The 18,373-nt window shown below is 69.5% G+C and carries 18 protein-coding genes; 14 read left to right on the plus strand and 4 right to left on the minus strand.

Annotated elements, in window-relative coordinates; genetic code table 11:
* Positions 1–13: 13 nt before the first annotated feature.
* The 4 genes from K0O62_RS11750 to K0O62_RS11765 are packed head-to-tail and all read left to right on the plus strand — an operon-like array spanning position 14 to position 2,528.
* Positions 14–688, plus strand: a complete 675-nt coding sequence (locus K0O62_RS11750) for an energy-coupling factor ABC transporter permease (protein WP_073856152.1) — start codon at positions 14–16, stop codon at positions 686–688.
* Positions 685–1,011 carry a PDGLE domain-containing protein gene (locus tag K0O62_RS11755; protein WP_073856153.1) on the plus strand — a complete coding sequence of 109 codons (327 nt, stop codon included), beginning with the start codon at positions 685–687 and terminating at the stop codon, positions 1,009–1,011. Before K0O62_RS11750 ends, K0O62_RS11755 begins: the two co-directional genes overlap by 4 nt.
* 12 nt (positions 1,012–1,023) lie before the next feature.
* The gene (gene cbiQ, locus K0O62_RS11760; protein ID WP_073856154.1) at positions 1,024–1,794 is read left to right on the plus strand and encodes a cobalt ECF transporter T component CbiQ; all 771 of its coding nucleotides are present in this window, start codon (positions 1,024–1,026) and stop codon (positions 1,792–1,794) included.
* Positions 1,791–2,528 (plus strand): energy-coupling factor ABC transporter ATP-binding protein, encoded by a 738-nt coding sequence (locus tag K0O62_RS11765; protein ID WP_073856155.1) that lies wholly within the window; start codon positions 1,791–1,793, stop codon positions 2,526–2,528. The genes cbiQ and K0O62_RS11765 overlap by 4 nt, the downstream gene beginning before the upstream one ends.
* On the opposite strand, the gene mtr is transcribed toward K0O62_RS11765, so the two are convergent.
* Together mtr and K0O62_RS11775 are read right to left on the minus strand one after the other, a co-directional pair.
* Complete coding sequence (gene mtr / locus K0O62_RS11770; RefSeq protein WP_073856156.1) at positions 2,512–3,912, minus strand: mycothione reductase; 1,401 nt, start codon at positions 3,910–3,912, stop codon at positions 2,512–2,514. The genes K0O62_RS11765 and mtr overlap by 17 nt on opposite strands.
* An 11-nt stretch (positions 3,913–3,923) precedes the next feature.
* Positions 3,924–4,934, minus strand: a complete 1,011-nt coding sequence (locus tag K0O62_RS11775) for an alpha/beta hydrolase (RefSeq protein ID WP_073856227.1) — start codon at positions 4,932–4,934, stop codon at positions 3,924–3,926.
* A 121-nt stretch (positions 4,935–5,055) separates the two neighbouring features.
* On the opposite strand from K0O62_RS11775, the gene mqo reads away from it, so the two are divergent.
* The 8 genes from mqo (at position 5,056) to K0O62_RS11815 (ending at position 15,645) form a co-directional block, all read left to right on the plus strand.
* A complete protein-coding gene (mqo, locus tag K0O62_RS11780; RefSeq protein ID WP_234800072.1) occupies positions 5,056–6,495 on the plus strand; it encodes a malate dehydrogenase (quinone) in 1,440 nt (479 codons plus the stop codon).
* Positions 6,496–6,508: 13 nt separating this feature from the next.
* On the plus strand, positions 6,509–6,970 hold the full coding sequence (locus tag K0O62_RS11785) for a GNAT family N-acetyltransferase (RefSeq protein WP_073856158.1): 462 nt from the start codon (positions 6,509–6,511) through the stop codon (positions 6,968–6,970).
* Positions 6,967–8,823: a magnesium chelatase subunit D family protein gene (locus tag K0O62_RS11790; protein WP_073856159.1), complete on the plus strand. Its 1,857-nt coding sequence runs from the start codon at positions 6,967–6,969 to the stop codon at positions 8,821–8,823. Before K0O62_RS11785 ends, K0O62_RS11790 begins: the two co-directional genes overlap by 4 nt.
* A gap of 9 nt (positions 8,824–8,832) precedes the next feature.
* Positions 8,833–9,447 carry a cob(I)yrinic acid a,c-diamide adenosyltransferase gene (gene cobO, locus K0O62_RS11795; protein WP_073856160.1) on the plus strand — a complete coding sequence of 205 codons (615 nt, stop codon included), beginning with the start codon at positions 8,833–8,835 and terminating at the stop codon, positions 9,445–9,447.
* Complete coding sequence (locus K0O62_RS11800; RefSeq protein ID WP_073856161.1) at positions 9,441–10,808, plus strand: cobyrinic acid a,c-diamide synthase CobB; 1,368 nt, start codon at positions 9,441–9,443, stop codon at positions 10,806–10,808. Before cobO ends, K0O62_RS11800 begins: the two co-directional genes overlap by 7 nt.
* Entirely contained in the window at positions 10,805–12,007 is a 1,203-nt protein-coding gene (gene cobA, locus K0O62_RS11805) for a uroporphyrinogen-III C-methyltransferase (RefSeq protein WP_073856162.1), read from the plus strand. Before K0O62_RS11800 ends, cobA begins: the two co-directional genes overlap by 4 nt.
* A 129-nt stretch (positions 12,008–12,136) precedes the next feature.
* Positions 12,137–13,627, plus strand: coding sequence for an MFS transporter (locus K0O62_RS11810; RefSeq protein WP_234800057.1), 1,491 nt, complete (start codon positions 12,137–12,139; stop codon positions 13,625–13,627).
* Between the two features lie 260 nt (positions 13,628–13,887).
* Positions 13,888–15,645 (plus strand): proline--tRNA ligase, encoded by a 1,758-nt coding sequence (locus K0O62_RS11815; protein WP_073856164.1) that lies wholly within the window; start codon positions 13,888–13,890, stop codon positions 15,643–15,645.
* On the opposite strand, the gene K0O62_RS11820 is transcribed toward K0O62_RS11815, so the two are convergent.
* Positions 15,642–16,124, minus strand: a complete 483-nt coding sequence (locus K0O62_RS11820; protein WP_073856165.1) for a ferritin-like domain-containing protein — start codon at positions 16,122–16,124, stop codon at positions 15,642–15,644. The genes K0O62_RS11815 and K0O62_RS11820 overlap by 4 nt on opposite strands.
* Positions 16,121–16,654, minus strand: coding sequence for a hypothetical protein (locus K0O62_RS11825; protein ID WP_205870718.1), 534 nt, complete (start codon positions 16,652–16,654; stop codon positions 16,121–16,123). The genes K0O62_RS11820 and K0O62_RS11825 overlap by 4 nt, the downstream gene beginning before the upstream one ends.
* A gap of 155 nt (positions 16,655–16,809) precedes the next feature.
* Here K0O62_RS11825 and rimP point away from each other — a divergent pair, with 155 nt between their 5' ends.
* Together rimP and nusA are read left to right on the plus strand one after the other, a co-directional pair.
* Positions 16,810–17,352, plus strand: coding sequence for a ribosome maturation factor RimP (rimP, locus tag K0O62_RS11830; protein WP_073856229.1), 543 nt, complete (start codon positions 16,810–16,812; stop codon positions 17,350–17,352).
* Positions 17,349–18,353: a transcription termination factor NusA gene (gene nusA, locus K0O62_RS11835; RefSeq protein ID WP_073856166.1), complete on the plus strand. Its 1,005-nt coding sequence runs from the start codon at positions 17,349–17,351 to the stop codon at positions 18,351–18,353. The genes rimP and nusA overlap by 4 nt, the downstream gene beginning before the upstream one ends.
* Positions 18,354–18,373: the final 20 nt, after the last annotated feature.

Here is an 18,373-nt window from a genome sequence, read left to right on the forward strand (position 1 = left end):
TTAGGCTCGATGAATGACTCAGCAGCTCGTCGCCATGCATATGAGCGACGGCATCATCAACGCGCCTGTCTCGCTGATGTTCGCAGCCATTGCCGTTGCCGCCCTTGGCTTCTGCGGCTGGCGTGCGCAACGCGAACTCGATGAGCGCACCGTCCCGCTGGCCGGCCTGGTCGCCGCTTTCATCTTCGCCGTGCAGATGGTGAACTTCCCGATCCTGCCGGGGGTCAGCGGTCACCTGCTCGGTGGGGCGCTGGCGGCCATCCTGGTCGGCCCCTACACCGGCGCGCTGTGTGTGGCCATCGTCCTGGTGGTGCAGAGCCTGCTGTTCGCGGACGGCGGCGTCAGTGCGCTGGGCACCAACATCGCCAACATGTCGCTCATCGGCGTCGCGGCGGGCTACGGCACCGCGGTGCTGGCCTACCGGCTCACCAAACAGCTGGGGCCCTCGGCGTTCATCGCGGCCGTCGTCGGAACTGTCTGCGCGTCAATGGGTTTCGTCGCCGAGTATGCGATCGGCGGTGCCGCCACGGCCTCGCTGACCACGGTCGCCGGCTATATGTTCGGCACCCACCTGCTGATCGGGATCGGTGAGGGCGTGATCACCGCGCTGACGGTGGTGGCCGTGGCCCGTGCGCGCCCCGATCTGGTGTACCTGCTGCGCCGCACCCGCCAGCAGGTACCGGCATGAGGTTCTGGGCCGGAGCACTGATCCTCACCCTGCTGATCGCCGGTGGGGTGTCCTATCTGGCCAGCGCCAGCCCGGACGGGCTGGACTCGGCGACGCTGCGCGGCTGCGAGGTCGTCGAGGTCGACGGGGCCGAAGAACTCACCGGAGACTGCATCGCCCAGCACGCCGACGAGCATGCCCTGGGCGGTTCGCCGCTGGCCGATTACGCGGTGGCCGGACAGGAACACACCGGCGGCGTGGCCGGGGTGATCGGTGCGCTGGTCACCCTCGCGGTCGCCGGTGGGCTGTTCTGGATCATCGCTCGCCGTCGATCGGCCGGCTGAGCGAGTCGGGGGATGGGCACCGGGCACTCGCACCCGTTGTACCGGGACGGGAACTCCTCGCTGCACCGGGCTCCCGCCGAGGTGAAGATCGTCTGCCTGGTGCTGGTGGTGCTCGCCGTGGTCGCCACGCCGCGGGACATGTTCTGGCCGTACGCGATCTACGCGGTGGCGATCCTGGCGCTCTGGCGGTGGGCGCGCATCCCGCTGCGCTGGGTTCTGCCGCGGATGCTGATCGAGGCGCCGTTCGTGGTGCTCGCGGTGCTGCTGCCGTTCTCCGAGGGTGGTGAGCGGATCGCCGTCGCCGGAACCCAGCTTTCGGTGAGCGGCCTGTGGGCGGCGTGGGGCATCGTGGTGAAGGGCACCCTGGGTGTGGCGGCATCGCTGACCGTGGCGGCCACCACCTCGGCCCGCGAACTCCCGGTCGCCCTGAGCCGACTCGGGGTGCCCGCGCTGGTGACCTCGATGCTGGTGCTGATGATCCGCTACATCGACGTGCTCAGCGGCGAAGCGCGCCGGATGCGTTCGGCGCGACTGTCCCGCGGTGACTCCCCGCGGACGCTGCACCAGGCCGGCGCCCTCGCACGCAGTATCGGCGTGCTGTTCCTGAGGTCCTACGAGCGCGGCGAACGGGTCTACCTGGCCATGCTGTCGCGGGGATTCGACGGTCGGGTACCCGAACTCGCCATCGGCACGGGCCGGGCACGCGCCCTCGACTGGTCGGTGGCCCTGCTGCCCGCCGGGTTCGCCCTCGCGGTGTCCGCGTCGGCCTGGGTGCTGCGATGACCCGGCCGGCGGTCCGGGTGAGCGGGCTGGGGCACGTCTACCCCGACGGGCACCGGGCGCTGGACGGCGTGGATCTCGAGGTGTCCGAGGGGGAGCGGGTCGCCATCCTCGGACCGAACGGGGCCGGTAAGACCACGCTCATGCTCTCGCTCAACGGTGTCCTGACCCCGACCCGGGGCAGCGTGACGATCGGCGAGACCATCTTGTCGCGCAAGACCGTCCGGGAGATCCGCCGGCGGGTGGGTCTGGTCTTCCAGGACCCCGACGACCAGTTGTTCATGCCGACTGTCGGCCAAGATGTCGCGTTCGGGCCGGCCAATTTCGGGGTGGGCGGTGCGGAGTTGACCCGCCGGGTCGCCGAGGCACTGGCCGCGGTCTCGATGACCGAGCACGCCGACCGTAGTCCCGCGCACCTGTCACTCGGTCAGCGTCGCCGGGCCGCCCTGGCCACCGTGCTGGCCTGCCACCCCGACATCCTGGTGCTCGACGAACCGTCGGCCAATCTGGACCCGCAGGCCCGGCGTGAGCTCGCCGAGACACTGTCCGGGTTGACGGCCACCATGCTCGTGGTCACCCACGATCTGCCGTACGCCGCCCAATTGTGCACCCGCGCAGTGATCCTGGACGGCGGTCGGGTGGTCGCGGACGGCGCGATGGCCGACGTGCTGGGTGACGCCGGGTTGCTGGCCGCGCACCGACTCGAACTGCCCTGGGGCTTCAGCGTGTGTCGGTGAGACCCAGCAACGCGTTCTCGACCACCTCCGGCAACGCCGGGTGGATCCAATACTGGCCGGTGGCAACCTCTCTGGCGGTCTGGCCGAAGCTGATCGCCTGGATCAGCGGCTGGATGATCGACGAGGCCTGATGTCCCATGATGTGCGCCCCGAGCAGCTTGCCGGTGGCGCGGTCGCCGATCAGCTTGGCGATCCCGGTTTCGTCTTCCATCGCCCACCCGTAGGCGGTGGAGCTGTAGTCCTGCACCTTCACCACGACGTCGTAACCGGCCTCGCGGGCCTGCGCCTCGGTGAGCCCGACGGTCGCCAGCTGCGGGTCGGTGAACACCGCCGAGGGCACGAACCGGTGATCGCTGGCCACCATCGCCGCGGTGTCGTCCCAGTCGCGCAGCAGGTTGTGCCGGACCACCCGCATCTCGTGATTGGCCACATGCTTGAGCTGGTAGGGCGAGGACACATCGCCCAGCGCGTACACCCCGCGCGCGGTGGTGCGTTGGTACTCGTCGACCACCACCCGGCCGTTCTCGACCCGCACGCCGGCCCGCTCGGCGTCCAGCAGATCGCCGTTGGGCCGGCGCCCGGTGGCCACCAGCAGGGTGTCGGCGGTCAACTCGGTGCCGTCATCGAGCTCGAGCACCACCCCGTCACCCTGATGAGGCCGTGACCCGACCACGTTGACGTGGGTGCGCAGATCCCATTTGGCCGCGGCCAGATCGGTGTACCGGTGGCAGAGCGTCTCGTCGCAGTGGGTCAGCATGCCGGGTCCGCGCACCACGATGGTGACCCGGACACCGAGCGCGGAGAACACGTGCGCGAACTCCGCGGCCACGAATCCGCCACCGACGATCACCATGTGTTCGGGTAACTCGCCGATCCGCATGATGTCGTCGCTGGTGTAGTACCGCACACCGCATTCGGCGATGGCCGGTGGCACCACCGCGCGGGCGCCGGCGGCGAGCACCACCTGATCGGTACTGAACTCCGCGCCGTCCTCGGTGCGCAGCGTGTAGCGACCGTCGGCGGTGCCGGTGAACCGGGTGTGGCTGCGGTAGACGTCGATATTGGCCAGGCTGCGTTTGTACGCCTCGCCGCCCGCGGCGATCGGGTCGATCCGGCCGAACACCCGGGCGACGATGTCGGGCCAGCGGACCTTGTCGATGTGGGCATCGATGCCGTAGCGGGCGCTCTCCCGCACCGTCTGGGCCACCTCGGCTGCGTAGACGAACATCTTCGTCGGAATGCAGCCGACGTTCAGGCAGGTACCACCGAAGGTGCCCTGCTCGCAGATCGCGATCCGCATGTCCCGGTAGCGGGGGTCGAAATCCGGGTCCGGGATGCTGTTGCCCGAACCGGTTCCGATGATCGTCAGGTCGTAATGCTCCACGCGGGCCGTCCTTATCCGGTTTGTGGTGAGGTCTGTTGTGGTGAGGTCGTCGTGGGCCCGGTCCGGAGATATCCGTCCAACCAGGTGTCGAGTTCGCGGTAGGCCACCGACCGGGGCTGGGCCAGCGACAGGAAGACGTCGTGTTTGGCATCGGGGATCGGCACCACGGTGAGCCGGTTGCCGACACACCCGGCCCAGCGGGCGATCTGGGTGACGTCGAGCACCGCGTCGCCGCGCTGGATGAGATCGGGGTCACCGGCCTCGGTGACACTGTGATCCGAACGCAGGATCAGGCTGGGCACCCCGACGTCCAGGCCGCGGTGCAGCCGCTTCTGGGCGCGCCGGACCGCGTTGATCCAGCCGAAGGTGACCGGGAATCCGCCGACCGGCTTCCATTCCAGGTTGTACTCGAACTCCCCGTGGTAGTCGCGGTGCAGGCTGGTGCCGTACCCGCCCGGGGTCGGCTTGCGCACCACCTGGGTGCGCCGGAACCTGGCCAATGCCATCAGCGCGGCCGAGGTCGGCGGCGTGCGCAGGATGGCCGGCCCGTGCAGATCGAAGAAGGGGCTGTTGAGCACCAGGCCGCTGATCGGGCCGGTGGCGTTGCGCCGGCGCAGCCGGTCCAGCCACAGCGTCACGATCAGCCCGCCGGCGGAATGCCCGTACACCAGCGTGTCGGTGGAGCCGATCACGTCCAGCGCCGCCCGCAGCGCGGTGTCGTAGTGCGCCAGGTCGGAGGTGAAGTGCGGGGTCTGGCCCTCGCGCCGGGACCGACCGCATTTGGGCAGGTCCAGCGCGTAGACGGTGAAGCCCCGGCCGGCCAGGTGATCCGCCAGCTCGGTATGGAAGAAGTAGTCGGTGTAGCCGTGCACCAGGAGCACGGCGCGCTCGCCGCCCCGGTGTGGCGGTTCGCCCCGGCACACCAGGGTGGCGACCAGCTCGCCCTCCCCGTCGGGGTCGGCGCCCAGGGCCAGCGGCCGCTGGCGATAGCCAGGTAAGACGTCGGGCTCCCAGCCGGTCACGTCAGCCACTCTAGTGACCCGCACAGCCCGGGCGCCTGCCACGTCGGCGGCGGGATAACCTTAGTGCGTGTCTGACACGAAAGTAGCTAAGACAGACGTGGTGCTCGTCGGCGCGGGAATCATGAGCGCCACTCTCGGCGCCCTGCTGCGTCTGGTGGAACCCGACTGGTCGATCACGTTGATCGAACGCCTCGACGGCGCCGCCGCCGAGAGCAGCGATCCGTGGAACAACGCCGGTACCGGGCACTCCGCGCTGTGCGAGCTGAACTACACGCCGCAGAAGTCCGACGGCTCGATCGACACCGCCAAGGCGATCACGGTCAACGAGCAGTTCCAGGTCTCCCGCCAGTTCTGGGCCTACGCCGTCGAGAACGGTGTGCTGCCCGACGTGCGTAACTTCCTCAACCCGATTCCGCACGTGAGCTTCGTGCAGGGGGCATCCAACGTCGAGTACCTGCGGGCCCGCTACGACGCGCTGGTGAGCAACCCGCTGTTCTCGACGATGGAGTTCATCGACGACCGCGACGAGTTCACCCGCCGGCTGCCGTTCATGGCGGCCAAGCGCGACTTCAGTGAGCCGGTCGCGCTGAACTGGACCCAGGCCGGCACCGACGTGGACTTCGGATCGCTGTCGCGCCAGCTGCTCGGCTACTCGGCGAGCCAGGGGATGACGACGCTGTTCGGCCACGACGTGCGCGATCTGCGTCAGGGCTCCGACGGCACCTGGACGGTCAAGGTCGTCAACCGGCGCACCCGGGCCAAGAGCACCATCAACGCCAAGTTCGTGTTCGTCGGCGCCGGCGGCGGCGCGCTGCCGCTGCTGCAGAAGGCGGGCATCAAGGAGGCCAAGGGCTTCGGCGGCTTCCCAGTCGGTGGTGCGTTCCTGCGCACCGGCAATCAGGACCTGACCGCCGACCATCAGGCCAAGGTGTACGGCCTGCCGCCGCTGGGCGCCCCGCCGATGTCGGTGCCGCACTTGGACACCCGGGTGATCAACGGGAAGTCCTGGCTGCTGTTCGGCCCGTTCGCCGGCTGGTCGCCGAAGTTCCTCAAGCAGGGCAAGATCACCGACCTGCCGCTGTCGGTCAAGCCCAACAACCTGGCCTCGATGCTGGGCGTGGGTCTGACCGAAACCGGACTGTTGAAGTACCTGATCGGGCAGCTGCTGCTCAGCGAGAGCGACCGGGTCGACACCCTGCGGGAATTCGCCCCCAGCGCAGTCGATTCCGATTGGGAGCTGGACGTGGCCGGGCAGCGGGTGCAGGTCATCCGGCGCAAGGGCGCCGGCGGTGTGCTGGAGTTCGGCACCACCGTGCTCAGCGCCGCCGACGGCAGCATCGCCGGCCTGCTGGGCGCCTCCCCGGGCGCCTCGACCGCGGTGCCGGCCATGCTGGAGGTGATGGAGCGCTGCTTCGCCGACCAGTACCAGGGCTGGCTGCCCAAGCTCAAGGAGATGATCCCGTCGCTGGGCACCAAGTTGTCCGGCGAACCCGCCCTGTTCCGCGAGGTCTGGGACTGGGGTACCAAGGTGCTCAAGCTGGACGAATCCGCGTCCGTGTGACGGGGGCCGCGCCATGACGGTTGCGCTGCGCCGCAGCTGGGCCAAGGACCTGGACGCCGCCACCCTCTACCAGCTGCTCAGGCTGCGGGTCGAGGTGTTCGTGGTGGAGCAGGCCTGCCCGTATCCCGAGCTCGACGGTCGCGACCTGCTGGCCGAAACCCGCCACTTCTGGCTGGAAGGTGATGACGGTCAGGTGATCTCGACGTTGCGGTTGATGGAGGAACACCCTGGCGGGGAGAAGGTTTTCCGGATCGGGCGGGTGTGCACCAAACGCGCCGACCGCGGCCGGGGGCACACCACCCGGTTGATGCAGGCCGCGGTCGCCGAGGTGGGTAATCACCCGTGCCGCATCGACGCGCAGACCTATCTGCAGGACATGTACGGCGCGCTCGGGTTCGTCCGGGACGGTGAGGAATACACCGAAGACGGCATCCCGCATGTGCCGATGATCCGGCCGGGAGCGGTGAACCTATGACCGTGGTGCACTATCCGTTCAGCGCGCTGGTCGGGCATGAGCGGCTGCGGCTGGCGCTGGTGCTGTGCGCGGTCCGCCCCGATATCGGCGGCGTGCTGATCCGCGGGGAGAAGGGGACCGCCAAGTCCACCGCGGTCCGGGCGCTGGCAGCGGTGCTGGCCCAGGTCGACGACGGCGCGCGGCTTGTCGAGTTGCCGATCGGGGCGACCGAGGACCGGGTGGTGGGCTCGCTGGATCTGCAGAAGGTGCTGCGCGACGGCGAGCACGCGTTCTCCCCGGGACTGCTGGCCCGCGCGAACGGCGGGGTGCTCTACGTCGACGAGGTCAACCTGCTGCACGACCATCTGGTCGACGTGCTGCTCGACGCGGCGGCGATGGGCCGGGTGCACATCGAACGCGACGGCGTATCGCATTCCCACGATGCCCGTTTCGTGTTGATCGGCACCATGAACCCCGAAGAGGGCGAGTTGCGTCCGCAGTTGCTGGACCGGTTCGGGCTGACCGTCGACGTGGCCGCCTCCCGCGATGTCGATGTCCGTGTCGAGGTGATCCGCTCGCGGATGGCCTTCGAGGCCGACCCGGCGGGCTTCGCCGCCCGGTACGCCGACAGCGATGCCGAGCTGGCCCGCCGCATCGCCGGGGCCCGTGCGGCCGTCGGCGATGTGGTGTTGGGCGACAACGAGTTACGTCGCATCGCGGCGCTGTGCGCGGCCTTCGACGTGGACGGTATGCGTGCCGACCTGGTGGTGGCGCGCACCGCGGTGGCACATGCGGCCTGGCGGGGGAGTGACGCCGTCGAGGAGCAGGACATCCGGGTGGCGGCCGAACTGGCGCTGCCGCACCGGCGTCGCCGCGACCCGTTCGACGACCCGGGCCTGGATCCCGAGCGCCTCGACGATGCATTGGCCCAGACCGCAGACGGCCCCGAGGATCCCGAACCCGATCCGGAACCGCCCGGCGGCGGATCAGATGCTCCCGGGGAGATGCAGACCGACGGTCGGCCCGGTGAGCCGTCGCAGACCGAGAAACCGGCCGGCACGCCGCAGACCCGCTCCAGCGCACCGCCCTCGGCGGCCTTCCGGACCAAGGCGCTGGTGGTGCCCGGTGTCGGCGAGGGTGCACCGGGGCGGCGCTCCCGGGCGCGCAACCGCACCGGCAGCACCGTCGGTTCCACCGATGTGCCCGGCGAGGGTCATGGCACCCACCTGTTCGCGACCGTGCTGGCGGCGGTCAACAACCAGCGCCACGCGGGCCGGCCGCAGGTGCGGCCCGACGATGTGCGGCGCGCGGTGCGGGAAGGGCGGGAAGGCAACCTGGTCATCTTCGTCGTCGACGCATCCGGGTCGATGGCCGCGCGGGACCGGATGGCCGCGGTCGGCGGCGCCGCGCTCTCGCTGCTGCGCGACGCCTACCAGCGCCGTGACAAGGTCGCGGTGATCACCTTCCGCGGTCAGCGTGCCGATCTGCTGTTGCCGCCGACCTCCTCGGTGTACATCGCCGGGCGGCGGCTGGCACGGTTCGACACCGGCGGCAAAACCCCACTGGCCCAAGGCCTGCTGGCGGCCCGCGATGTGGTGCTGCGGGAGAAGGCGCGCGACCGTGCCCGGCGCCCGCTGGTGGTGGTGCTCACCGACGGCCGGGCCACCGGTGGGCCGGACCCGCTGGGGCGGACCCGTGCCGCGGCCGGGCTGCTCGTCGCCGAGGGTGCCGCGGCCGTCGTGGTGGACTGCGAGACCTCTTTTGTGCGTTTGGGTTTGGCCGACGAGTTGGCCCGGCACCTGCACGCTCCCGCGGTGCGGCTGGCCCAACTGCAGGCCGGCGAGCTGACCTCGCTGGTCAAGACCGCTGCGTAGGAGGCACCCATGCCACAGGGACAACCACTGACCGTGCCGAACGACGGGCTGACCACCAAGGCCCGGCGCAACGCGCCGCTGCTGGCGGTACACACCGGGCCCGGCAAGGGAAAGTCGACCGCCGCGTTCGGGATGGCGTTGCGGGCCTGGAATCAGGGTTTCGACATCGCGGTGTTCCAGTTCGTCAAGAGCGCCAAGTGGAAGGTCGGCGAGGAGAGCGCATTTCGCGAGCTCGGCAAGCTGCACGACGAGCACGGCGTCGGCGGTCCGGTGCAATGGCACAAGATGGGCTCGGGCTGGTCGTGGACCCGTAAGCAGGGGTCCGAGGTGGACCACGCCGAGACCGCGCGCGACGGGTGGGCCGAGATCAGCCGCCGGATCGCCGAAGAGCGCCACGACTTCTACGTGCTCGACGAATTCACCTACCCGCTCAAATGGGGCTGGATCTCCGTGCACGAGGTGGTGGAGGTCCTCGGTAACCGGGGCGGCAACCAGCATGTGGTGATCACCGGCCGCGACGCCCCGCAGGAGTTGATCGAGGCCGCCGATCTGGTGACCGAGATGACCAAGGTCAAGCACCCGATGGACGCCGGTCGCAAGGGCCAGCGCGGCATCGAATGGTGACCACCCCGGCGGTCGTCATCACCGCGCCCGCTTCGGGCAGCGGGAAGACCACGGTGGCAACGGGTTTGATGGGCGCCCTGCGGCGCGCCGGGCACCGGGTCGCGCCGTTCAAGGTCGGTCCCGACTTCATCGATCCCGGGTATCACGCACTGGCGACGGGTCGGCCGGGCCGCAACCTGGACCCGGTGCTGGTCGGCGAACCGCAGATCGGGCCGCTGTACCGGCACGGCGCCGCGGACTCCGACATCGCCGTCGTCGAAGGGGCGATGGGGCTGTTCGACGGCCGGATCTCCCCGGACGGGATCGGCCCGGCACAGGGATCGACCGCGCACGTCGCCGGACTGCTCGGCGCCCCGGTGCTGCTGGTGGTCGACGCGCGTGGTCAAAGTCACAGCGTCGCCGCTCTGCTGCACGGGTTTTCGACGTTCGACACCTCGATCCGGATGGCCGGGGTGATCCTGAACCGGGTCGGGACACCGCGGCACGAGGCGGTGCTGCGCCAAGCCTGCGAACAGGTCGGGGTGCCGGTGCTCGGCGCCATCCCGCGGGCCGCCGAGTTGGAGGTGCCGTCGCGGCATCTGGGTTTGGTGACCGCCGTCGAGTACGGCGCACTGGCCGAACGCGCGGTGGCCGCCATGACCGATCTGGTGGCCGAACACGTGGATGTCGCCGCCGTGGCGGCGGTCGCCACCGCCACGGTGAGTGCGCCCGCCTGGTCCCCGGAGACCGGTACCTCCAGCCCGGCTGTGACCGTCGCACTGGCCGCCGGACGGGCCTTCAGTTTCGGCTACGCCGAACACCGGGAACTGCTGGTCGCGGCCGGGGCCGATGTCGTGGACTTCGACCCGCTGGTCGATCCGCTGCCCGAAGACACCGCCGCGCTGGTCATCCCGGGCGGCTTTCCCGAACAGTTCACCGCCGAATTGTCGGCCAACGAGACGGTGCGCACCCAGATCCGGGCGCTGGCCGCGGCGGGCGCCCCGGTGCACGCCGAGTGCGCCGGGCTCACCTACCTGGTCGACGATCTCGACGGGGTGCCGATGTGCGGCGTGCTGTCCGGCTCGGCGCGGTTCACCGAGCGGCTCACCCTGGGCTACCGGGACGCGGTGGCGGTCACCGACTCGTCACTGCACACCGTGGGAGAGCGGGTCAGCGGGCACGAGTTCCACCGCACCGCGGTGACTTTCGGACAGGACTATCCGAGCGCCTGGGCGTTTCGCTCGGCCGCCGGACGCCACGCCGGCGACGGCGCCGTGCATCGCGGCGTGCACGCCGGCTACCTGCATACACACCCGGCGGCGCACCCACATGCCAGCTCCCGCTTCGTCGCCGCGGGCGCAACCTTTAAGCTCGGCGGGTGACAGAGAACGCCTACCTGGTCGGCCTGCGTCTGGAAGGCCGCAAGGTCGTCGTGGTGGGCGGCGGCACGGTGGCCCAACGACGGTTGCCCCTGCTGATCGCCGCCGGCGCCGACGTCCACGTCATCGCCCGCGAAGCGACCCCCGCGGTGGAAGCCTTCCAGCCGATCACCTTGGCGTTGCGTGATTTCCGTGACGAGGATCTCGACGGTGCCTGGTATGTGCTGGCCGCCACCGACGACCCGGACGTCAACGCGGCGATCGTGGCGGGCGCCGAGAGGCGGCGCATCTTCTGCGTGCGTGCCGATGTGGCCCGGGAGGGCACCGCCGTCACGCCGGCCACCTTCGACTACGAGGGCCTGTCGGTCGGCGTGCTGGCAGGCGGGGAGCACCGTCGCTCGGCCGCCATCCGCTCGGCGATCCGTGACGCCCTGCAGCGCGGCCTGATCACCGACCGCGGCAGTGACGACGATGTGGTGCGCGAGGGGGTGGCGCTCGTCGGCGGGGGACCGGGCGACCCCGAACTGATCACGGTGCGTGGCCGACGGCTGCTGGCCCAGGCCGACGTGGTGGTCGCCGACCGGCTTGCCCCGCCGGAACTGCTCGCCGAGCTTGCGCCGCACGTCGAGGTGATCGACGCGGCGAAGATCCCGTACGGCCGCGCGATGGCGCAGGAGGCGATCAACAACGTCCTGATCGAACGGGCCAAGGAGGGCAAGTTCGTGGTCCGGCTCAAGGGCGGGGACCCGTTCGTGTTCGCCCGTGGCTACGAAGAGGTCATCGCGTGCGCCGAGGCCGGCGTCCCGGTGACCGTCGTCCCGGGTGTGACCAGCGCCATAGCCGTTCCCGCGCTGGCGGGCATTCCGGTCACCCATCGCCATGTGACACACGAGTTCGTGGTGGTCAGCGGGCATGTCGCGCCCGACCATCCCGAATCGTTAGTGAATTGGGATGCGCTGGCCGCGATGTCGGGCACCATCGTGTTGCTGATGGCCGTCGAACGAATCGAGCTCTTCGCCCAGGCACTGCTGGCGGGCGGTAGACCTGCGGATACACCCGTTATGGTGGTGCAGCACGGCACGACGGCCGCGCAACGGACATTGCGCGCGACGCTTTCCGATGTCGGTGAGCGGGTGCGTTCGGAAGGGATTCGACCGCCGGCAATCATCGTGATCGGCGCCGTGGCAGGATTCGGTAACTAAAGGATTTCTAAGATTACTGTAAAGTAGCCCGGTATGACTGCTCTCAACGACGCCGGACGCAAATCCGGCCGCCGGGACGACGCAGACGGCAGCAACCGGGCCTTACCAGTACCTGTAGGCCGGGGGGATATGCGACAAAACAGCAGGTTACCGGCATGGTTGCCGCCCTGGAACTTCATCGCTGCCGTCATCGCCATCGGCGGTATGCAGTTGCTCGCGACGATGGACAGCACGGTCGCGATCGTCGCTCTTCCTAAGATCCAGGATGAGCTGGGTCTTTCCGACGCCGGCCGCAGCTGGGTCATCACCGCCTATGTGCTGACCTTCGGCGGTCTGATGCTGCTGGGCGGTCGCCTCGGCGACACCATCGGCCGCAAGCGCACCTTCATCGTCGGCGTCACGCTGTTCACCATCGCCTCGGTGCTGTGCGGTGTGGCCTGGGACGAGGCCACCCTCGTCATCGCCCGGCTGCTGCAGGGCGTCGGCGCGGCCATCGCCTCGCCGACCGGCCTGGCGTTGATCGCCACCACCTTCCCGAAGGGTCCGGCCCGCAACTCGGCCACCGCCGTGTTCGCCGCCATGACCGGTGTCGGCTCGGTGATGGGTCTGGTCGTCGGCGGCGCGCTGACCGAGGTGTCGTGGCGCTGGGCGTTCCTGGTCAACGTGCCGATCGGCCTGATCATGCTGTACCTGGCCCGCACTCATCTGACCGAGACCACCCGCGCCCGGATGAAGCTCGACGCCGCCGGCGCGATCCTGGCCACCCTGGCCTGCACCGCCGCGGTGTTCGGCTTCTCGATGGGCCCGGAGAAGGGCTGGATCTCCCCGCTGACGCTGGGTTCGCTGGCCGCGGCCGGGATCTTCGGCCTGGCGTTCCTCTACGCCGAGCGCACCGCGGCGAACCCGGTGGTGCCGTTCTCGCTGTTCCGCGACCGCAACCGGGTGGCCACCTTCATGGCGATCTTCCTGGCCGGCGGCGTGATGTTCACCCTGACCGTGCTGATCGGCCTGTACGTACAGGACATCATGGGCTACAGCGCCCTGCGCGCCGGTATCGGGTTCATCCCGTTCGTGATCGCACTGGGCATCGGGCTGGGCGTGTCCTCGCAGCTGGTGTCCCGGTTCGCGCCGCGTTGGCTGGTGATCTCCGGTGGTGTGCTGGTGCTGGCCGCCATGATCTACGGCTCCACACTGCACGGCGACATCCCGTACTTCCCGAACCTGGTGCTGCCCATCACCATCGGCGGCTTCGGCATCGGCATGATCGTGGTGCCGCTGACCGTGTCGGCGATCGCCGGGGTGGGCTTCGACGAGATCGGCCCGGTTTCGGCGATCGCGCTGATGCTGCAGAACCTCGGCGGCCCGGTGGTGCTGGCCATCATTCAGGCCGTCATCACGTCGCGGACGCTGTACCTCGGTGGCACCACCGGCCCGGTCAAGAACATGGACCCCGCCCAGCTGAACGCGCTGGATCAGGGTTACACCTACGGTCTGCTGTGGGTGGCCGCGGTCGCCGTCCTGGTCGGTGCGGTCGCGCTGTTCATCCAGTACACGGCCGAGGAAGTCGCACACGCCCAAGAGGTCAAGGACGCGATCGACGCCGGAGAGCTCGAGCACTGAGGACGTCCGGCCGGGCACCGGTCGAACAAAACCGTGGGAATGCAGGTTTGGATTCCGGCGTTGCAGGGTAATGGCTGGTCATCGGGAAGTAGTTCGCGATTCCGGCCCGGCGCGCGCCCACGACAGTGCGCCCCCGACGGTCATGCCCGAAAAATCACAAGCGTGTAATTTCTCCACACTGTGGATGAATCCTGTGGATGAGCCGAAGGCACCGAGGTGTGCGTCGGCGCCCGGACGGGGCGCGACTAGGCTGATCGCTCGTGATCACCCGTATGTCCGAGCTGTTCCTGCGAACCCTGCGTGACGATCCCGCAGACGCCGAAGTCCCCAGCCACAAGCTGCTGATCCGCGCGGGCTATGTCCGCGCCGTCGGCCCGGGGATCTACAGCTGGTTACCGCTGGGCCTGCGGGTGCTGCGCAAGATCGAGAACATCGTCCGCCAGGAGATGAACGCCATCGGCGGCCAGGAGATCCTGCTGCCCGCGCTGCTGCCGCGCGCGCCGTACGAGACCACCAACCGCTGGACCGAGTACGGCGACACCCTGTTCCGGCTGCAGGACCGGCGCAACAACGACTACCTGCTGGGGCCCACCCACGAGGAACTGTTCACCCTGACCGTCAAGGGCGAGTACTCCTCCTACAAGGATCTGCCGGTGCTGCTGTACCAGATCCAGACCAAGTACCGCGACGAGGCGCGTCCGCGCGCCGGCATCCTGCGCGGCCGCGAGTTCATCATGAAGGACTCCTATTCCTTCGACGTCGACGACGACGGCCTCAAGACCGCCTACAACAACCACCGCGAGGCCTACCAGCGCATCTTCGACCGCCTCGGCGTCGAGTACGTCATCGTGTCGGCGGTGTCCGGGGCGATGGGCGGCAGCGCGTCGGAGGAGTTCCTGGCCGAGAGCGAGATCGGCGAGGACACCTTCGTGCGTTGCCTGGAATCCGGGTATGCCGCCAACGTCGAGGCTGTGATCACCCGGGCGCCGGACGAACTGCCGATCGAGGGTCAGCCGGCCGCCGAGGTGCACGACACCCCGGACACCCCGACCATCGCCACCCTGGTGGACTGGGCCAACTCCGCGGGCCTGGCCCGGTTCGAGGGCCGCCAGGTCACCGCCGCCGACACGCTGAAGAACGTGCTGCTCAAGACCTGCGAGCCCGGCGGTGACTGGGAACTGCTCGGGATCGGTGTGCCCGGCGACCGCGAAGTGGACGAGAAGCGCCTCGGCGCGGCGCTGGAGCCGGCCGAGTTCGCGCTGCTCGACGACGCCGATTTCGCGGCGAACCCGTTCCTGGTCAAGGGCTATGTCGGCCCGAAGGCATTGCAGGACAACGGTGTCCGTTACCTTGTCGACCCGCGGGTGGTATCCGGCACGTCCTGGATCACCGGTGCGGACGCGCCCAACAAGCACGTCGTGGGCCTGGTCGCGGGCCGCGACTTCACCCCGGACGGGACCATCGAGGCGGCCCAGGTGCGCGACGGTGATCCGTCCCCGGACGGCGCCGGCCCGCTCAGCTCGGCGCGCGGTATCGAGATCGGTCACATCTTCCAGCTGGGCCGCAAGTACGCCGACGCGTTCGGCGCCGACGTGCTCGGCGAGAACGGCAAGCCGGTGCGCCTGACCATGGGGTCCTACGGCATCGGGGTGTCCCGGTTGGTGGCCGTCATCGCCGAACAGCAGCACGACGAGATCGGGCTGCGCTGGCCGAGCGCCGTCGCGCCCTTCGACGTGCACGTCGTCATCGCCAACAAGGACGCCGGGGCCCGGGAAGGCGCCACCGAGCTGGCCCACGAGCTGTCCCGGCTCGGGTTCGAGGTCCTGTTCGACGACCGCACCGCCTCGCCGGGGGTGAAGTTCAAGGACGCCGAGCTGCTCGGCATGCCCTGGATCGTGGTGGTCGGGCGCGGCTGGGCCGACGGTGTGGTCGAACTGCGCAACCGGTTCACCGGTGAGGCCCGCGAACTCGCGGTCGACGGCGCAGCCGCCGAGGTGGCCGACAGCCTGCGCAGCTAGCCTGCGGTCTCCGGGCCGCCCGGGAAGGCGACGGTGATCGGGGTGACCCCGAGCACCTGATTCCACCGGGCGGCCAGCACCGCGGCCTGGGTCATCGCGGTCACCGCGAAAGCGCGGTCCTGCTCGTCGGTGGCCTGCTCCAGCACCGCCCGCCAGGCGGTGGCGGTATCGGACTCCATCCGCACCGCCAGTTCGGCGGCATCACCGGGGTCGGTGACCTCCATCGGCAGCTGATAACCGGGCGCCGGCAGCGGCGCGGTCACCGAGCGGTCTGCGAGCAGCACCAACGCCTCCTCACGGCGCACCCGGTGCTGCGCCATCGCCTCGGCGACCAGCGCGTTGTCCTCGGGCGTGGAGTGCGCGGACACCACCCCGTAGCCGTAGATGGCGCCGTGTTCGCCTGCGACCGCATCGAAGAGGGCGGCGTGCGCCGCGTCGGCGGGCCGATTCGGGTCCGGGCTGGGCTCGGCCGAGGTCATGACTTGTTCTCCGGATCGCCGAGGGCCACCTGGTAGGACGCCGTGCAGGACGCGGCGATGGAACCGAGCAACCCGGCCCGGTAGCCGGTCATCTGCGCGGCCAGCCGGGCGGCGTCGTCGGCGGATTCGCGTAGCGCCCGGGCCACCGTGGGGACGGTCGGCTTGGCGGCCGGCGCTGCGGTGGCGCCGGTGCTGGTGGTTGGGGTCGCGCTGGTGGTCGCGGCGTCCTCGCCGGTCAACCTGGCGATCTCGTCGGCCAGTGCGCGGGCGTGCGCGGTCCGTTCCGCGGCGATGGCGGTCAGCGTGGCCACCATGGGGACCCGTGCTGCCAAGGCGGCCTCGCCGGCGAGCAGGCTGTCGGCATTGGCGCGGTCGAACTGTGCGCGCAGATCGTCGAGATCGGCCGGGGGCGGCGGCGGTGCGCACGCCGTGCTGCCGGCGAGCAGTCCCAGGGCCAGGGCCGCCGGGACCGCGGAGATCAACAGGCTGCGCCGGTTCAGGGTGGGTGGGGCGCTCGGCACGTCGAACATCCTGCCATGTTGGCCTGGGTCGATGGTTTGGCTGCGGTCCGTTTGGCCAAAGCACTGTCTCGGCTGGCGTATCGTTTGGTAGTCGATTCCCCGGTCCGGTGGGCCGGGAGAAGTGTCCGCACAACGTCCGCACAACTCAAGATGAGGAGCTCGCCGTGGCATCGGATGACCCGCTGCGGTCTGCACGACTCCCGACCCGGGAGCAGGTGATCGAGCTTCTCGACGGCGAGTTCGCGCGCGTGGGCTACGAAGTCGAAGATGTGACGATCACGCACACTCGGCCTCCCAGGGTCACCGTCATCGCAGATTCCGACGAAGGCCTCGACCTCGATGCGGTCGCGACGTTGTCCCGGTTGGCGTCCACGGCCCTCGATGTCGTCGACACCGACTTCGCGCCCTACGTCCTGGAAGTCACCTCCCGCGGCGTCGACCGCCCGCTGACCTCGGAAAAGCATTTCCGCCGCGCCCGCGGCCGCAAGGTCGAGGTGGCCCTGGCCGACGGTGCGAGCGTGACCGGCCGGCTCGGGCAGACCGCCGACGGGGTGGTGCACCTCGTCGTCCCGGCGGGCAAGGACTTCGAGGTCCGGGGATTGCGGGTCGATGAGATCAGTAAAGCGATTGTGCAAGTTGAATTTTCACCGCCGAACAGGCGTGAGTTGGAACTGTCCGAACAGACTGGAAAGGGGGACGGCGAGTGAACATCGACATGGCGGCATTGCATGCCATCGAGGCGGATAAGGGAATCTCGGTCGATATCGTCGTGGAGACCATCAAATCCGCGTTGCTGACCGCCTACCGGCACACCGAGGGCCACGAGGCCGACGCACGCATCGACGTCGACCGCAAGACCGGTTCGGTCAAGGTGATGGCCCGCGAGACCGATGCCGACGGCAACCTGATCAACGAATGGGATGACACCCCAGAGGGATTCGGCCGTATCGCGGCGACCACGGCGCGGCAGGTGATCCTGCAGCGGCTCCGCGACGCCGAGAACGAGAAGATGTACGGCGAGTTCGCGGCACACGAGGGTGACATCGTCGCCGGCGTCGTGCAGCGTGACGCCCGGGAGAACGCCCGCGGCAACGTGGTGGTCCGGGTGGGCACCGAGGCCAAGGGCTCCGACGGCATGATCCGGCCGGCCGAGCAGGTGCCCGGTGAGGCGTATGAGCACGGCGACCGGCTGCGGTGCTATGTGATCGGGGTCTCCCGTGGGGCGCGTGAGCCCAAGATCGAGCTGTCCCGGACCCACCCGAACCTGGTCCGCAAATTGTTCGCCCTGGAGGTGCCCGAGATCGCCGACGGGTCGGTCGACATCGTCGCGGTGGCGCGCGAGGCCGGTCACCGGTCCAAGATCGCGGTCGTCTCGCGGGTCCCGGGCCTGAACGCCAAGGGTGCCTGCATCGGCCCGATGGGGCAGCGGGTCCGCAACGTGATGAGCGAACTGTCCGGCGAGAAGATCGACATCATCGACTTCGACGAGGATCCGGCCCGGTTCGTCGCCAATGCGCTGTCCCCGGCCAAGGTCGTGTCGGTCACCGTCATCGACGAGAGCACCCGGGCGGCCCGCGTGGTGGTGCCGGACTTCCAGCTGTCGCTGGCGATCGGCAAGGAGGGGCAGAACGCCAGGCTGGCGGCGCGGCTCACCGGCTGGCGCATCGATATCCGCAGTGATTCGGGACCCGATTCCGGCGCCGGGTGACCCGTCCGGACACGCGATTC

Origin of the sequence: Mycolicibacterium diernhoferi, from assembly GCF_019456655.1 — a bacterium.
Lineage (GTDB): Bacteria > Actinomycetota > Actinomycetes > Mycobacteriales > Mycobacteriaceae > Mycobacterium > Mycobacterium diernhoferi.

Excerpts from the sequence above, each read along its gene's own strand:
- K0O62_RS11750 (WP_073856152.1), top strand. The coding sequence starts at position 14 with ATGACTCAGCAGCTCGTCGCCATGCATATGAGCGACGGCATCATCAAC.
- K0O62_RS11755 (WP_073856153.1), top strand. The coding sequence starts at position 685 with ATGAGGTTCTGGGCCGGAGCACTGATCCTCACCCTGCTGATCGCCGGT.
- cbiQ (WP_073856154.1), top strand. The coding sequence starts at position 1,024 with ATGGGCACCGGGCACTCGCACCCGTTGTACCGGGACGGGAACTCCTCG.
- K0O62_RS11765 (WP_073856155.1), top strand. The coding sequence starts at position 1,791 with ATGACCCGGCCGGCGGTCCGGGTGAGCGGGCTGGGGCACGTCTACCCC.
- mqo (WP_234800072.1), top strand. The coding sequence starts at position 5,056 with ATGAGCGCCACTCTCGGCGCCCTGCTGCGTCTGGTGGAACCCGACTGG.
- K0O62_RS11785 (WP_073856158.1), top strand. The coding sequence starts at position 6,509 with ATGACGGTTGCGCTGCGCCGCAGCTGGGCCAAGGACCTGGACGCCGCC.
- K0O62_RS11790 (WP_073856159.1), top strand. The coding sequence starts at position 6,967 with ATGACCGTGGTGCACTATCCGTTCAGCGCGCTGGTCGGGCATGAGCGG.
- cobO (WP_073856160.1), top strand. The coding sequence starts at position 8,833 with ATGCCACAGGGACAACCACTGACCGTGCCGAACGACGGGCTGACCACC.
- K0O62_RS11800 (WP_073856161.1), top strand. The coding sequence starts at position 9,441 with ATGGTGACCACCCCGGCGGTCGTCATCACCGCGCCCGCTTCGGGCAGC.
- K0O62_RS11810 (WP_234800057.1), top strand. The coding sequence starts at position 12,137 with ATGCGACAAAACAGCAGGTTACCGGCATGGTTGCCGCCCTGGAACTTC.
- K0O62_RS11820 (WP_073856165.1), bottom strand. The coding sequence starts at position 16,124 with ATGACCTCGGCCGAGCCCAGCCCGGACCCGAATCGGCCCGCCGACGCG.
- K0O62_RS11825 (WP_205870718.1), bottom strand. The coding sequence starts at position 16,654 with ATGTTCGACGTGCCGAGCGCCCCACCCACCCTGAACCGGCGCAGCCTG.